Source organism: Nocardioides sp. L-11A (assembly GCA_029961745.1).
Classification (GTDB): domain Bacteria; phylum Actinomycetota; class Actinomycetes; order Propionibacteriales; family Nocardioidaceae; genus Nocardioides.
Window position 1 is genome coordinate 3590071 of record CP124680.1, and the last position, 13449, is coordinate 3603519.

The 13449-nt window shown below is 71.2% G+C and carries 15 protein-coding genes; 8 read left to right on the forward strand and 7 right to left on the reverse strand.

Going from position 1 to position 13449, the window contains the following annotated elements:
• The first annotated feature begins 51 nt into the window (after positions 1-51).
• The 3 genes from QJ852_17260 to QJ852_17270 all read left to right on the forward strand — a co-directional run bounded on the left by QJ852_17260 (position 52) and on the right by QJ852_17270 (position 2142).
• On the forward strand, positions 52-699 hold the full coding sequence (locus tag QJ852_17260) for a TetR/AcrR family transcriptional regulator (GenBank protein ID WGX94901.1): 648 nt from the start codon (positions 52-54) through the stop codon (positions 697-699).
• Between the two features lie 172 nt (positions 700-871).
• The gene (locus QJ852_17265; GenBank protein WGX94902.1) at positions 872-1540 is read left to right on the forward strand and encodes a hypothetical protein; all 669 of its coding nucleotides are present in this window, start codon (positions 872-874) and stop codon (positions 1538-1540) included.
• A complete protein-coding gene (locus QJ852_17270; protein ID WGX94903.1) occupies positions 1537-2142 on the forward strand; it encodes an acetoacetate decarboxylase family protein in 606 nt (201 codons plus the stop codon). The genes QJ852_17265 and QJ852_17270 overlap by 4 nt, the downstream gene beginning before the upstream one ends.
• A gap of 82 nt (positions 2143-2224) precedes the next feature.
• Here the strand turns inward: QJ852_17270 and QJ852_17275 are convergent, their stop codons facing one another.
• From QJ852_17275 to QJ852_17285, 3 genes are read right to left on the reverse strand one after another with little or no spacing between them, the layout of a single operon-like run.
• Positions 2225-2479, reverse strand: a complete 255-nt coding sequence (locus tag QJ852_17275) for a hypothetical protein (GenBank protein WGX94904.1) — start codon at positions 2477-2479, stop codon at positions 2225-2227.
• A 25-nt stretch (positions 2480-2504) separates the two neighbouring features.
• Complete coding sequence (locus QJ852_17280; GenBank protein ID WGX94905.1) at positions 2505-3647, reverse strand: acyl-CoA desaturase; 1143 nt, start codon at positions 3645-3647, stop codon at positions 2505-2507.
• 9 nt (positions 3648-3656) lie between these two features.
• Complete coding sequence (locus tag QJ852_17285; protein ID WGX94906.1) at positions 3657-4826, reverse strand: ferredoxin reductase; 1170 nt, start codon at positions 4824-4826, stop codon at positions 3657-3659.
• 128 nt (positions 4827-4954) lie between these two features.
• Between QJ852_17285 and QJ852_17290 the strand changes: the two genes are divergently transcribed.
• Positions 4955-5581, forward strand: coding sequence for a TetR family transcriptional regulator (locus tag QJ852_17290; GenBank protein ID WGX94907.1), 627 nt, complete (start codon positions 4955-4957; stop codon positions 5579-5581).
• A gap of 58 nt (positions 5582-5639) precedes the next feature.
• Positions 5640-6704: an alpha/beta hydrolase gene (locus QJ852_17295; protein ID WGX94908.1), complete on the forward strand. Its 1065-nt coding sequence runs from the start codon at positions 5640-5642 to the stop codon at positions 6702-6704.
• Positions 6705-6817: 113 nt separating this feature from the next.
• Here the strand turns inward: QJ852_17295 and QJ852_17300 are convergent, their stop codons facing one another.
• The 4 genes from QJ852_17300 to sodX all read right to left on the reverse strand — a co-directional run bounded on the left by QJ852_17300 (position 6818) and on the right by sodX (position 11144).
• Positions 6818-8308, reverse strand: a complete 1491-nt coding sequence (locus QJ852_17300) for an MDR family MFS transporter (protein WGX94909.1) — start codon at positions 8306-8308, stop codon at positions 6818-6820.
• Between the two features lie 249 nt (positions 8309-8557).
• Positions 8558-9532 (reverse strand): zinc-binding dehydrogenase, encoded by a 975-nt coding sequence (locus QJ852_17305; GenBank protein WGX94910.1) that lies wholly within the window; start codon positions 9530-9532, stop codon positions 8558-8560.
• Between the two features lie 55 nt (positions 9533-9587).
• Positions 9588-10778, reverse strand: a complete 1191-nt coding sequence (locus tag QJ852_17310) for an NADP-dependent malic enzyme (protein WGX94911.1) — start codon at positions 10776-10778, stop codon at positions 9588-9590.
• On the reverse strand, positions 10779-11144 hold the full coding sequence (gene sodX / locus QJ852_17315) for a nickel-type superoxide dismutase maturation protease (GenBank protein WGX94912.1): 366 nt from the start codon (positions 11142-11144) through the stop codon (positions 10779-10781).
• Between the two features lie 70 nt (positions 11145-11214).
• Between sodX and sodN the strand changes: the two genes are divergently transcribed.
• From sodN to QJ852_17330, 3 genes are all read left to right on the forward strand, one after another.
• Positions 11215-11628, forward strand: a complete 414-nt coding sequence (gene sodN, locus QJ852_17320) for a superoxide dismutase, Ni (protein WGX94913.1) — start codon at positions 11215-11217, stop codon at positions 11626-11628.
• A gap of 213 nt (positions 11629-11841) precedes the next feature.
• On the forward strand, positions 11842-12672 hold the full coding sequence (locus tag QJ852_17325) for a hypothetical protein (protein WGX94914.1): 831 nt from the start codon (positions 11842-11844) through the stop codon (positions 12670-12672).
• Between the two features lie 187 nt (positions 12673-12859).
• The gene (locus QJ852_17330; protein WGX94915.1) at positions 12860-13441 is read left to right on the forward strand and encodes a hypothetical protein; all 582 of its coding nucleotides are present in this window, start codon (positions 12860-12862) and stop codon (positions 13439-13441) included.
• Positions 13442-13449: the final 8 nt, after the last annotated feature.

Sequence of the window (13449 nt, forward strand, 5' to 3'; positions counted from 1 at the left end):
TTTACGTGCGTTAACTTGGCATGAATGTGTACAGGTGTCAACATGTTCTTCGTGAGCACCTCGACCGGCGGCAGGCGGAGCTACCACCACGGCGACCTGCGCAACGCGCTGGCCCGGGCGGCTGCGGAGCTCGCCGCGACCGGAGGGCCGGACGCGGTCACCATTCGCGGCGCTGCCCGCGAGGTCGGCGTCACTCCCACCGCCGCCTACCGGCACTTCGAGAACCAGGCCGAGCTGCTCGAGGCCGCCCGCTCGCTCGCGATGGACGGCATGGTCGCGGCGATGGCCGGCTACCTGGCCCGGGTCCCGACCGACGGCGACCCGGTCGACCGCGCCCTGGAGCGGCTCCGCTCCACCGGCCGCGGCTACATCCGGTTCGCGATCGAGGAGCCCGGGGTGTTCCGCACCTGCTTCACCGGCGGCCTGCGCGGCGACGACGCCGGCATGGGCCAGCCGGCGCCGTACCTGCTGCTGGGCGAGATGCTCGACGAGCTGGTCGCGGTCGGCTACCTCGCGCCCGACGACCGCCCCGACGCCGAAGCCGGGCCCTGGGCCGCGGTGCACGGGCTCGCGATGCTGCTCACCGACGGCCCGCTGTCCGACCTGGGCGAGGCGGAGCGGGAGACGGCCATCGCCCGCACCCTCGACCTGGTGACCCGCGGACTGGCGACCGGCCCGCAGGGGCGGCGTACCCACTAGCTGAGTGATTCCAAGGTCTCGCACGCTCCGCGACGCTCAACCCGCACGCTGACGGCGTTGCCGACGCTCGACGTACACCCGGTACGCCCTCACGCCGGCGCCTTGTCATCGCACGCGCTGAGCGCCGCTCGCTTGCACGATCCCTTGGAATCAATCATCTAGTCTCACCCGGGTGAGCAAGGAGCTGATCGACTACGCGGCCTGGGGCGAGCGCTTCTTCGCGACCGCCGTGACCGCCGAACGGGTGCTGAGCGGCGTCAACGTGCTCGCCGGGCGCCCGATCGACGTCGGCCCGCTGGGCGTGGGCCCGGGCCGGATCGCCAAGGTCACCGCGACCGGCACCATCGGCACCGCCACCGGCGAGCGGACCGGCGCCGACCCGGTGACCTTCCACGTCGACCTGCCGGTCACCTTGAAGTTCAGCATCGACCTCGGCATGGACAAGCAGAACTTCGACGCCGACATCACCGTGCCGCTGACGATCACCGCCCACGGCCGCGCCGACCTGGCGATCCTGCTCGACGTGACGCCCCCACGCGCAGCCCAGGTCGTCGTCCGCCTCAAGGCCCAGGGCCTGCGCGCCTCGCTCACCAGCAAGGCGGCCAACGTCGAGGGCGAGTTGCGCCGCTTCGTGGCGAAGTACGTCGCCAAGGAGCTCGAGAAGCCCTACGTCCGCCAGGCGACGATCATCGACGTGGGCGCGGCGGTCGAGAAGGCTGCCGCCGGACTCGGCCCGCACGAGGAGAGCCCGATGGCCGACGAGCTGACCGACGCGCTGCCGGCCGCCATGGAGGCCGAGATCGAGCACACCGCCCAGCTGTTCCTGGAGGACGACAAGTGAATCCCTATCCCCCTGCCCCGTGGCACATGCACGGCTCCCTGTGGCTGTCCGTGTTCCGTCTCGGCCGCGCCGTCGACGCCCACCATCCGGCCGGGACGTACGGCGTCGCGCTGGTCTCCTACGAGGAGCCGAGCCCGCTGACCTACCACGAGCTGCTGCTCGCCCGGACGACCAAGGACAGCGCCGGCAAGGGCGCCGTGACGATCACCGACATCTGGGTCGACTCTCCAGCGTCGCAGGCCGGCGGCCGTGCCCTGTGGGCGATCCCCAAGGAGCTGTGCGACTTCGACCTCGACACCTCCTTCCGCGGGCCGGTCACCTCGACGGACTGGACGGCGACCGTCGAGCGGCGACCGATCGTGGAGGCGTCCTTCACCGATGTGTCCCGCGCCGCGCTCCGGGTGCCCTTCACCGGCCGGGTCGAGCAGCCCGGCATCCCCGAGCACCCGGAGACCGCCCACGTGGTCATGAAGGGCAACGCGAAGGCGCTGCCGTGCCGGGGCCGGTGGAGCTTCGCCGCCGACGGGCCGCTCGGGTTCATGCGGGAGGCGCGACAGCTCGGCTCGTTCCGGATGGCCGGCTTCCGGCTCGCGTTCGACTGAGTGGAACGCCGGGCGTTGCGGTTTGGGACCAAACCGCGACATTTCGGGCCCGGGACGTGCGGTTTGTGCCCAATCGGGGCGCTTAAGGGGCGTCAGCGTCGCGCTCGCCGAGTGCTGACGCAGCATCGCCGCCATGCTCGGCGAGGGCACGGCGCGAGGCGTCCTTGATCTCGAAGATCTCGGTGGCGAACCCACCGACGGCCGCCGCGACCTCGCCGACGGCGCGGGTCACGATGGTCGCGACCTCGCCGACGGCCTGGGCTGCGGCCTCGGCGCCGGCCTGGAGCGCGTCCTTGGTGATCTCGCCCCTGGTCAGGTGGTCCCGTCCGTCGCTCATGTCGGCCAGTCTCCCCCGAGCACCGTCAGGCTGCCAACGAGTCCTCGATCACGGCCTCGGGGCCGCGCACCGGCGCCGCCTTCGCCTGCCCGCCGGGGAAGGAGTAGCGGACGATCTTCTTGAACACGCTGAACAGCTGCTGGCGCAGGCGGCCGGTGTTGTAGGGCAGGCCGTAGCGCTCGCAGATCTCCTGCACCTCGACCGCCATCTCCGGGTAGCGCCGGGCCGGCAGGTCCGGGAACAGGTGGTGCTCGATCTGGTGCGAGAGGTTGCCGCTCATCAGGTGCATCAGCTTGCTGCCCCTGATGTTGGCGGAGCCGAGCATCTGGCGCAGGTACCACTGGCCGCGGGTCTCGTTCGCGGTCTCCTCCTCGGAGAACGACGCGACGCCGGCCGGGAAGTGACCGCAGAAGATGATGTTGAACGCCCACACGTTGCGCACCAGGTTGGCGGTGGCATTGCCCAGGAACGTCAGCGGGAACAGCGGACCGGTCAGGGCCGGGAAGAGCACGTAGTCCTTGAGCGCCTGGCGCCGGATTTTGCGCATCAGGCCCGGGTAGAGCGGCTTGTTGTCGGCGAGCTTGCGCTTGCCCGAGACGATGTTCTCGACCTCGAGGTCGTGCAGCGCGACACCCCACTCGAAGAACGTCATCAGCAGGAACGCGTAGAGCGGGTTGCCGAGGTAGTAGGGGTGCCACTTCTGATCCGGGTCCATCCGCAGGATGCCGTAGCCCACGTCGCGGTCCTTGCCCACGATGTTCGTGAACGTGTGGTGGATGTAGTTGTGGGAGTACTTCCACTGCTCGCCGGGGCAGACGGTGTCCCAGTCGAACATCCGGGAGTTGAACGCCGGGTCGCCCAGGAAGTCGTACTGCCCGTGCATGACGTTGTGCCCGATCTCCATGTTGTCGAGGATCTTCGACACGCTCAGGCAGGCGACCGCGGGCAGCCAGCCGATGACGGGCAGGTAGAACAGTGCGCGGCCGGCGATCTCCATCGTGCGCTGGGTGGTGACGACCTTGCGGAGGTACGCCGCGTCGGCCTCGCCGAGGTCGGCGATGATGCGCTGGCGCAGGGCGTCGAGCTCGGTGCCGAGCCGGTCGATCTGCTCGGCGGTGAGGCCGTGGTACTTCTCGTCGGCCAGGGGGCTCAGGGTGTCGGTGCTCATGGGATCTCCTCAGAGGTCGATGTGGCAGTCGCCGGCGGCGGCGGTGACGCAGATGCGGATCTCCTCGTCCGACAGGGAGGACTCCTCGCCGGTGAGGACGTTGCGGACGGTGCCGGCGGTCAAGGTGGCGGTGCAGGAGAAGCAGATGCCCATCCGGCAGCCGAACTCCGGCTCCAGGCCCAGCTCCTCGGCCTGTTCCAGCAGGCTGGCGCCGGTGGCGGCGGTCGACGCTCCGGAGCGGGTGAAGGACACCTCGCCCTCGATCACCTCGCCGGGCGAGGCAGCCCGGGCGACGGCGGGCTTGAAGAACTCCATCCGCAACCGCGGCGAGAGCTCGCCCGCGGCGTCGGCGTAGGCGCCCTTGACCAGCTCGACCAGGCCGGCCGGGCCGCAGAGCCAGGTGTCGGTGTCGCGGTAGTCGGGCACCAGGCGGCGCAGCTCGAACTCGCTGAACTGCTGGTCGCCGTGGCGCAGGTGGACGTCGACGCCGTTGTCGGCGGCCGCGATCTCGGCGAGCTCGTCGGCGAAGATCTGGTCCTCGGGGCTGCGCGCGAAGTGCAGGAAGGTCACCCGGCGCCCGGCGTGGCCGTCGTACCCGTCACGGAGGAGGGTACGCACCATCGACATGGCCGGGGTGATGCCCGAGCCGCCGGTGATGAACAGCAGCCGGCTGATGGTCGGGGTGGCGGGACTCTCGACGAGGGTGAACTCGCCCTGGGCCTGGCTGAGGTGGAGCAGGGTGCCGGGCTGCGCCTCGCGGACCAGGTACGACGACACCTGGCCCTCGTCGTGGGCGCGGATCGTGAGCGTGAACCGCTCCCCCGGCGCCGAGGCGGCCGAGGAGATGGAGAACGCCCGGGTGTGCCGCTTGGCCGAGCCGGGCAGCTCGACGCCGACGAGCACGTGCTGGCCGGCGCGGTGACCGCGCCAGGTGCTGGTCGGCTGGAGGGTCAGGGTGGCGACGGGCGCCGAGCCGGTCGCGGTGTCGCCGGAGGTCTCGCGGTGCACGGACACGACGCGGGCGCGCACCTCGTGCGCGGTCCACATCGGGTTGAACCGCTCGAGGTAGCGGTCGACGCCGTGCGGGGTGGCCAGCGCCGCGGCGAGCCGCGAGCGCAGGAGCCGCCCGACCACGGGACCGGGGCCGCCGGAGACCGGCGGGGAGATGAGTGCAGACATCACGCCTCCTTCGGTGGGCGAGTTTGAGTGTACATCCGTACTCTCAAACTCTCGCCCGCACGCTCCTCCGGGGTCAACGATCCGACCGCGTGACAGTGCACACATGTTCACCCACGTAGACTGACGCCATGTCCCAGACCCGTGTCGAGCAGAAGGAGCGGACCCGCCGCGCCATCCTCGACGCGGCGCTCACGCTGTCGGCGGACTCCGCCCTGGTCGCGCTGTCCCTGCGGCAGGTCGCCAAGCAGGTCGGCATCGTGCCCACGGCGTTCTACCGGCACTTCCCCTCGATCGAGGATCTCGGTCTGGCCCTCGTGGAGGAGTCCCTCGACACGCTGCGGGCGCTGCTGCGCGAGCTGCGCCGTACCGCCGGCGAGGACGCCGCGACCATGATCGACGGCTCGGTGGGCGTGCTCGTCGAGCAGGTGCGCCAGGACCACGCGCACTACGGCTTCATCGCCCGCGAGCGGTTCGCGGGCCCGGCGGGGGTACGCGACGCGATCGCCCGCGGCATCGAGCTCGCCGAGCGCGAGCTGGCCACCGATCTCGCCCACCTGCCCGGCACCGCCGCCTGGACCGAGCGCGACCTCGAGGTGCTCTCCGGCCTCATCGTGGGCGCGATGGTGATCACCGCCGAGCGCCTCCTCGGCACCTCCCCGGGCTCCGCGGCCGAGCAGCGGGTCGCCGACGACGCCCGGGCCCAGATCCGGATGCTGCTGGTCGGCGCGCGCAACTGGCGCTCGCGGACCTCCTGAACGTCGGCCTCGTCACGTTCGGTGGACGGCCGGCCGTCCCGGCGGCCACCATGTCGCGGTGCCGATCGCAGCAGACCTCCTGAGCACCGCCGCCCGCAACGCCTGGGCGATCTCGCCCCTCGGCGACGGCATCGAGCAGTACGACGGCCTGCCGGCCAGCGTCCTCTCCGCCGCCCCGCACCGGCGGCTGGTCCGCTACGACCGGACCACGTCGGCGCGGGCCGGGCGCCCGGTCCTGCTCGTCCCGCCGCTCGCGGTGTCGGCGCGCTGCTTCGACCTGCGCCCCGGGCAGAGCCTCGCCGCCCACCTGCTGGAGGCCGGCCGCGCGACGTACCTCGTCGACTACGGACGGATCACCTTCGCCGACCGTGGCATGGGCTTCGAGGCCTGGGTCGACGACATCCTCCCGACCGCGATCCGCGCGGTGCTCGCCGACCACGCCGCCGGCGGCGACCGGGCCGACGGCGTCGACCTCGTCGGCTGGTCGCTGGGCGGGACGATGAGCCTGCTCACCGCCGCCGCCCACCCGGACCTGCCGGTCGCCTCGCTGACCGCGCTGGGCACGCCGGTCGACTACACGAAGATCCCGGCCATCCAGCCCCTGGTCGTCGCCGACCGGGTGCTCGGCACCCGCGCCGTCACGGCACCGACCGCCGCCCTGGGCGGAGTGCCGCGTCACCTGGTGCGGGCCAGCTACCGCGCCATGGCGCCACGGCGCGAGCTGACCAAGGCCGTGCACCTGGCGAAGAACATCCTCGACGTCGAGACGCTCGCGCGCACCAGCGCCGTCGATGGGTTCATCGGCGAGATGCCGGGCTACCCCGGGCGGGCGTACCACCAGATCCACACCCGGCTGATGGTGCGCAACGAGCTGGCGTCCGGCACCGTGCGGCTCAGCCGCAAGCGCGCGATCCGGCTCGCGGACGTGCGCACCCGAGTGCTGTTCGTGGGCAGCGCGAGCGACAACATCGCCGACGGTCCGGCGGTGCGGGCGGGCGTGGAGGTCGTCCCCGGAGCTCGGTATGCCGCCGCGGACGGCCTCAGCCACCTCGGCCTGGTCGCCGGGCCGCGGGCCGCCGAGCTCAGCTGGCCGCTGCTCGACGCCTTCCTCGACGCTCGGTAGCACCCCGCGCCCCACCCGTCACACTGGACGGGCGGAACTGTCACTTGTCGGGCGCTGCAACGCCCGACAAGTGCAGGAATCGCCGGTCGACCGGCGATTCCTGCACCCAGCGATCAGTGACCGGCGTGCACGCCCTCGGGAGCATCGGCCTTGGCGGGCAGCAGCAGCGCCATCGCGACCACCACGACGCCGATCACGGCACCCGCGGCGAACGCCCACTGCAGGCCGCCCATGAACGCGTCGACCGGGTGCTTGCCCGCCTCGGCGAGGTGGTCGGTGCGGTTGGTCATGATGACGACCAGGAGCGCGGTGCCGATCGCGCCGGCGACCTGCTGCAGCGTGCCGAGCAGCGAGCTGCCATGCGAGTAGAGGTGCGGCGGCAGGTCGCCCAGGCCGATGGTGAAGACCGGCGTGAAGACCAGCGCCAGGCTGACCATCAGCGCGATGTGCAGCGCCAGGATGACGGCGTACGGCGTCTCGGCGCCGATCCGGCTCAGACCGAACAGCAGCGCCACCATGGCGACCGAGCCCGGGATGACGAGCGGCCGGGCGCCGATCCGGTCGTAGACCTTGCCGACCTGCGGGCCGAGCAGGCCCATGGCAAGACCACCGGGCATGACCAGCAGGCCGGTCTGCAGCTCGGTCAGACCGCGCAGGTCCTGGAGGTAGAGCGGCAGCAGGATCATCGAGCCGAGGAACGCCATGAAGCCGGCCGCCATCAGCACCAGCGACACCGCGTAGTTGCGGTGCAGCAGGGTACGCAGGTCGAGCAGCGGGCGCTCGGAGCGCTGGAGGCGGACCTGCAGCACGGCGAACAGCACGATCAGCACCACGCCGGAGCCGATCAGCAGCGTCGGCTCGCTCCACGCGGCGTTGCCGACCTTGCTGAGGCCGTAGACGAACAGGCTGAAGCCACCACCCGCGAGCACGACGCTCAGCCAGCTGATCGGGCTGCGGGTCGTCTCGCCGACGTTCTCGAGCTGGCGGAAGCCGAAGAAGCCGACCAGCACGGCGATCGGGAGCACCGTGACGAAGATCAGCCGCCACGAGCCCAGGTCGAGCAGGATGCCGGACACGGCCGGGCCGAGCGCCGGCGCACACGACATGGCCAGCGTGACCTGGCCCATCACGCGGCCCCGGTCCTCGGCGGACACCACGGTCATCAGGGTGGTCATCAGCAGCGGCATCATCACCGCGGTGCCACCGGCCTGGACGACCCGGCCGACGAGGAGGATCTCGAAGGACGGGGCGACGGCGGCGATCAGGGTGCCGACGCTGAAGGTCGTCATCGCCGTGGCGTACGCCGTCCGGGTGCTCACCCGCTGGAGGAACCAGCCGGTGACCGGGATCACGGCGGCCATCGTCAGCATGAACACGGTCAGCGCCCACTGGGCGGTCGTCGAGGTGATCGCGAACTCGGTCATCAGCCGCGGGATGGCGTTGACCATGATCGTCTCGTTCAGGATCACGACGAAGGTCGCCGCGACCAGCAGCTTGATGACGAGGGGAGTCCGGCCCGGGGTCGCCGAGGCGCTCGTGAACTCCTGCTCGAACGCAGGCGTGTCGCCGGTCTGAGCGGGTCCGGCTGCGGAGGGCGCAGTCATGACAGGTCCTATCGGTTGGTGGCAGGGTCTGGCGGTGGCCGACCCCGTGACGCCGCATGGCTCGGGCTGACCGTCGCTTCACAGGTACGACGAACCAGCCGTCACCGAATCGACATCGCGAACCAGGAAAATTCATCGGCCCGCCCGTCGGGGCGCTGACAGGAGTCAATCGTCCAGCACCGACAGTCATTCCCGCCAATGGTTAAACGGCCGGAATCGCCGCCCACGATCTGCGACGCGCTCGCACGGTCAGGCGCGGAAGACGACCTTGCCGAAGACGTCGCCGGCCGCCATGGCGGCGAACCCGTCACGGGCCTCGGTCATCGGCAGCACCCGGTCGATGACGGGCCGCACGCCGGTGCTGTGCAGCAGGTTGACCAGCGCGGCCAGCTCGCCCCGGGTGCCCATCGTGGAGCCGACGACGCTCAACTGCAGGAAGAAGATCCGGGTCAGCTCGGCGTCGTCGAGGTTCGGGCCCGACGTGGTGCCGGAGATGACGATCCGGCCGCCGGGACGCAGGGCTCGGATCGAGTGCGACCAGGTCGCGCGCCCGACCGTCTCCATCACGGCGTCGACCTTCACGGGCAGCCGCGCACCGGACTCGAACACCTCGTGCGCGCCGAGCTCGAGCGCCTTCGCGCGCTTCGCCTCGTCACGGCTGGTGGCGAGCACCCGCAGCCCGCCGGCGCGGGCCAGCGCGATGAGCGCGGTCGCGACACCCCCGCCGGAGCCCTGCACCAGCACGGTGTCGCCGGCCGTCAGCCCGCCCTGCGTGAAGAGCATCCGGTACGCCGTGAGCCAGGCCGTCGGGAGGCACGCGGCCTCCTCGAACGACAGCGAGGCCGGCTTGGGCACCACGTTGCGCCGCGGGACGACGACCCGCTCGGCCAGCGTGCCCTGGTGGCGCTCCGACAGCAGCGACCGCCGGGGGTCGAGCGTCTCGTCGCCGGTCCAGTCCGGGTCGGAGATCACGGCGTGGACCACGACCTCGTTGCCGTCCTCGTCGTACCCCGCGGCGTCGCAGCCGAGGATCATCGGCAGCGCCTCGGCCTTGAGACCGACACCGCGCAGCGACCACAGGTCGTGGTGGTTGAGCGAGGCCGCCTTGACGGTGACCGTGGTCCACCCGTCGGGGGCGACGGGGTCGGGTCGCTCCCCGATCACGAGGCCGGTCAGCGGGTCGTCGGCGGAACTGGCGAAGGAGTCGGCGTAGACGGCAAGCACGTCACCGACCCTAGCGATCCGAGTCCGCGCCCGGGCACCCCGTTCGGAGGGTGGATCAGATCCGCGCGACGCCGTCCCGACGGGCGGCCTCCGCGACCGCGGCGGCGACCGCCGGACCGACCCGGGGGTCGAACGGCGACGGGATGACCAGGTCCTCGGACAGGTCGTCGCCGACCAGCGCGGCGAGCGCGTCGGCGGCGGCCACCTTCATGCCCTCGGTGATGGCGCTGGCGTGGACGTCGAACGCGCCCCGGAAGATGCCCGGGAAGGCCAGCACGTTGTTGATCTGGTTGGGGAAGTCCGAGCGACCGGTCGCGACGACCCGGGCGTGGCGGTGCGCCACGTCGGGGTGCACCTCCGGGTTCGGGTTGGCCATCGCGAAGATGATCGCGTCGTCGGCCATGGTGGCGACGACCTCCTCGGGCACGGTGCCGCCGGAGACGCCGATGTAGACGTCCGCGCCGTCGAACGCCTCGGCGAGGGTGCCGCGGCGGCCGCACTGGTCGGCGGTGAGCTCGGCGAGGGCCTTCTTCGACGCGGTCAGGTCCGTGCGGTCGGAGCTGACGACGCCCTTGCGGTCGGTGACCGCGATGTCCCTGATGCCGGCCGCGAGCAGGATCTTCGCGATCGCCACCCCGGCGGCGCCCGCGCCGGAGATGACCACGCGGGTCGACTCGGCGGTGCGGCCGGTGAGCTTGAGCGCGTTGACGAGCGCGGCGAGGGTCACCACGGCGGTGCCGTGCTGGTCGTCGTGGAAGACCGGGATGTCGAGGGCCTCCTTGAGCCGGTCCTCGATCTCGAAGCAGCGCGGCGCGGAGATGTCCTCGAGGTTGATGCCGCCGAAGCTCGGCGCGAGCCGGACCACCGTCTCGATGATCTCCTCGACGTCGGTGGTCGCCAGGCAGATCGGGATGCCGTCGACGCCGCCGAACTGCTTGAACAGGACGGCCTTGCCCTCCATGACCGGCATCGCGGCGGCCGGGCCGATGTCGCCGAGGCCGAGGACGGCGGTGCCGTCGGTGACGATCGCGACCGTGTTGGGCACCCAGGTGTAGTGCCGGGTCAGGCCGGGATCGGCGGCGATCGCCTCGCACACCTCCGCGACGCCGGGGGTGTAGGCGAGGGAGAGCTGGTCGCGGGTGCCGACGTCGGCCGTGGGTACGGTCGCCATCTTCCCGCCGAGGTGCAGATCGAAGACCGGCTCACCCGCGCGCGGGTGGGGGGAAAGAACGTCAGCCACGGTCATTCATCCTTTCACATCCGCGAACCGGCCCCATGTCCGGGGCCGCGGCCACACCCGCGCCCGGACCACGCCCAGGACGGCGTCGTCCGGGACCGGCCCGCGATGCCGCGAGTCCACGCCCACCTCCGGATTGTCGCCGCGCAGCCACCAGCCGCTCCCCCGGCGCTCGATCGCCCGCTTGACCACGAGCGTGCCGTCGGCGAACCGGGCCACGACGACGCGACCGGGCCGCACGCGGGCGCCGTACACGACGAGGAGCCGGTCGGCGGGCCGCAGCGTCGGGAGCATCGAGTCACCGCGCACCACGGCGAAGCCGAGCCGACGGCGTGCCCTACCGGGACGCCTCCCTCCCGCCACCGCGTCGGCCATGACGAGTAGTGTCGCAGGCAGCACGTACCCATCTGCTGGACCATCCGCCGAAACAACAGAGAGGACCGACATGTTCTCCCGTCTCACGACCCGCTTCGTCGCCCCGACCGTCGAGGTCTCCGCCCACTGCGACCTGCCCTGCGGCGTCTACGACCCCGCCCAGGCCCGGATCGAGGCCGAGTCCGTCAAGGCCGTCATCGCCAAGGCCCTCGACAGCGACGACCCCGACTTCCGCACCCGCGCCATCCTGATCAAGGAGCAGCGCTCCGAGCTCGTCAAGCACCACCTCTGGGTGCTGTGGACCGACTACTTCAAGCCCCCGCACTTCGAGGCCCACCCCCAGCTCCACACCCTGGTCAACGAGGCCACCAAGCTCGCCGGCGCCACCGGCACCAAGGGCACCCTCGACCTGGCCAAGGCCGACGAGCTCCTCGCCAAGATCGACGAGATCGCCGAGATCTTCTGGGCCACCAAGAAGGCCTGACCCGAACGGACTAGTCCCTTCGGGCCACGCCGCCCAGGCATCGCGAACCGCACGTCCATTTCGGGCGTGCGGTTCGGCTTTCCGGGTCCCGCGCAGGGGTGATGTGACCTAGCCTCCTCGGGAACCGGGCCAGCGGGTCCGGGCCACATCGGGACGTCGTCCGGGAGGGAACCAGGACGACGGCCCGATCCAACCGGAGGGAGACATCCCGCGATGTATCGCGCCCTTAGCAAGATCCTCGTCGGCATGGCCGTCGCGCTCGGCCTCACGCTCGCGGCGGCGCCCGTCGCCTCGGCCGCACCGGCCCCGGCCCAGGCCCCCGCCCAGCGGGTCCTGGCGAACGACTGCCCGACCCAGGGCCAGAACCTCACCAAGGCCTACAACAACTACCAGGCGGCCAACGCCTACGCCGCCGCCGCGGACGCCAAGGTCAAGAAGCTCAAGAAGAAGCTCAAGAAGGCCAAGAAGCACGACGCGCCGGCGAAGAAGATCAAGAAGCTCAAGAAGAAGGTCAAGAAGGCCAAGAAGGCGAAGAAGTCCGGCATCGCCGTCCGCGACGCGTACGTCAGCCAGTACAACGCCGCCTATGGCGCCTACTACTCCTGCAAGAACCCCGGCGTCACGCCTCCGCCCGCTCCCTCGACCCCGCAACTGCCGATCCAGGCGCTGTGCGACGCCGTCCCGCAGCTCCAGCCGCTGTGCAGCACCATCACCAGCCTGGTCGACCCGCTGACGACGACCTTCGACCAGATCTGCGCGCAGTTCCCGGCGCAGGCCAAGGGCCTGTGCGACGCGCTGAAGACCGGCCTCACCAACCCGGCCGGCCTGGTCGACGTCCTCAAGGCGACGCTGACCAACCTCGGCCTCACCGAGCTGGTCACCGTGTTGGACCCGGTCTGGGGTCTCCTGGACACGCTCCTGGGCGCCCTGGCCGGCGGCCTGCCCAGCCTCCCCGGCCTGCCCAGCCTGCCGGGACTGCCCGAGCTGCCGACCGGTGGCAGCAACCCGCTGTGCTCCATCCTCCCGCTGCCGCTCGTCTGCTGATCGCAGCCGACTGACCAGCACGCGACCAGAGGGCTCGGGACCAACGTCCCGGGCCCTCTGGGCCGTCGGGGCCACGGCCATGCCTTAAGGTGACCTCCGAGCCGGGCCTCGGATGCGCCCGGCGCCATCACCGGCCGTCGCCATGGGGGGATAGCGACACCGGCACACCCTGAGGGAGAAAACTGGCATGAATCGTGCCCTGCTCAAGTTGATCCTCGGCGTCGCGGTCGCTCTCGGCCTCACGCTGAGCGCTGCTCCGATCGCCTCGGCAGCTCCTGCCGCCGCCGCGCCGGCCGCCACCGCCGAGCGTGCGGTGGACTGCCTCGTCCAGGCGAAGGCGGTCGACGTCGCGACCCAGACCCGCTCCGCGGCGCAGATCAAGGTCCAGAAGCTCAAGGCCAAGGTCATCAAGCTGAAGAAGAAGATCAAGAAGGCCAAGAAGGCGCACGCGACCCACCGGGTCGCCAAGCTCGAGAAGAAGCTGAACAAGGTCAAGCGGAAGCTCCGCAACACCAAGGTGCTGCGCGCCGGCGCCGCCAAGGCCGTCAGCGGCACCACGGCACTGTACGCCGCCTGCCAGGCCGGCAACGCCGCCCCGCTGCCGATCAGGCCGCCGGACAGCGACAACCTGCTCGACTACGTCGGGGACCTGCTCGACAGCCTGGGCCTGGGCTTCCTGCTCAAGTCGCTGGGCCTCGAGGGCGTGCTCGACCTGCTCGACTCGCTCGGGCTGCTCGACCTGCTCGGTCTCGGCGACCTGCGCAACTGACGGTCGCC

Coding starts and splice junctions, on each gene's coding strand:
- QJ852_17275 (WGX94904.1), bottom strand. CDS start 2,479: ATGAGCGACGGACGGGACCACCTGACCAGGGGCGAGATCACCAAGGAC.
- QJ852_17280 (WGX94905.1), bottom strand. CDS start 3,647: ATGAGCACCGACACCCTGAGCCCCCTGGCCGACGAGAAGTACCACGGC.
- QJ852_17285 (WGX94906.1), bottom strand. CDS start 4,826: ATGTCTGCACTCATCTCCCCGCCGGTCTCCGGCGGCCCCGGTCCCGTG.
- QJ852_17290 (WGX94907.1), top strand. CDS start 4,955: ATGTCCCAGACCCGTGTCGAGCAGAAGGAGCGGACCCGCCGCGCCATC.
- QJ852_17300 (WGX94909.1), bottom strand. CDS start 8,308: ATGACTGCGCCCTCCGCAGCCGGACCCGCTCAGACCGGCGACACGCCT.
- QJ852_17310 (WGX94911.1), bottom strand. CDS start 10,778: ATGACCGTGGCTGACGTTCTTTCCCCCCACCCGCGCGCGGGTGAGCCG.
- sodX (WGX94912.1), bottom strand. CDS start 11,144: ATGGCCGACGCGGTGGCGGGAGGGAGGCGTCCCGGTAGGGCACGCCGT.
- sodN (WGX94913.1), top strand. CDS start 11,215: ATGTTCTCCCGTCTCACGACCCGCTTCGTCGCCCCGACCGTCGAGGTC.
- QJ852_17325 (WGX94914.1), top strand. CDS start 11,842: ATGTATCGCGCCCTTAGCAAGATCCTCGTCGGCATGGCCGTCGCGCTC.
- QJ852_17330 (WGX94915.1), top strand. CDS start 12,860: ATGAATCGTGCCCTGCTCAAGTTGATCCTCGGCGTCGCGGTCGCTCTC.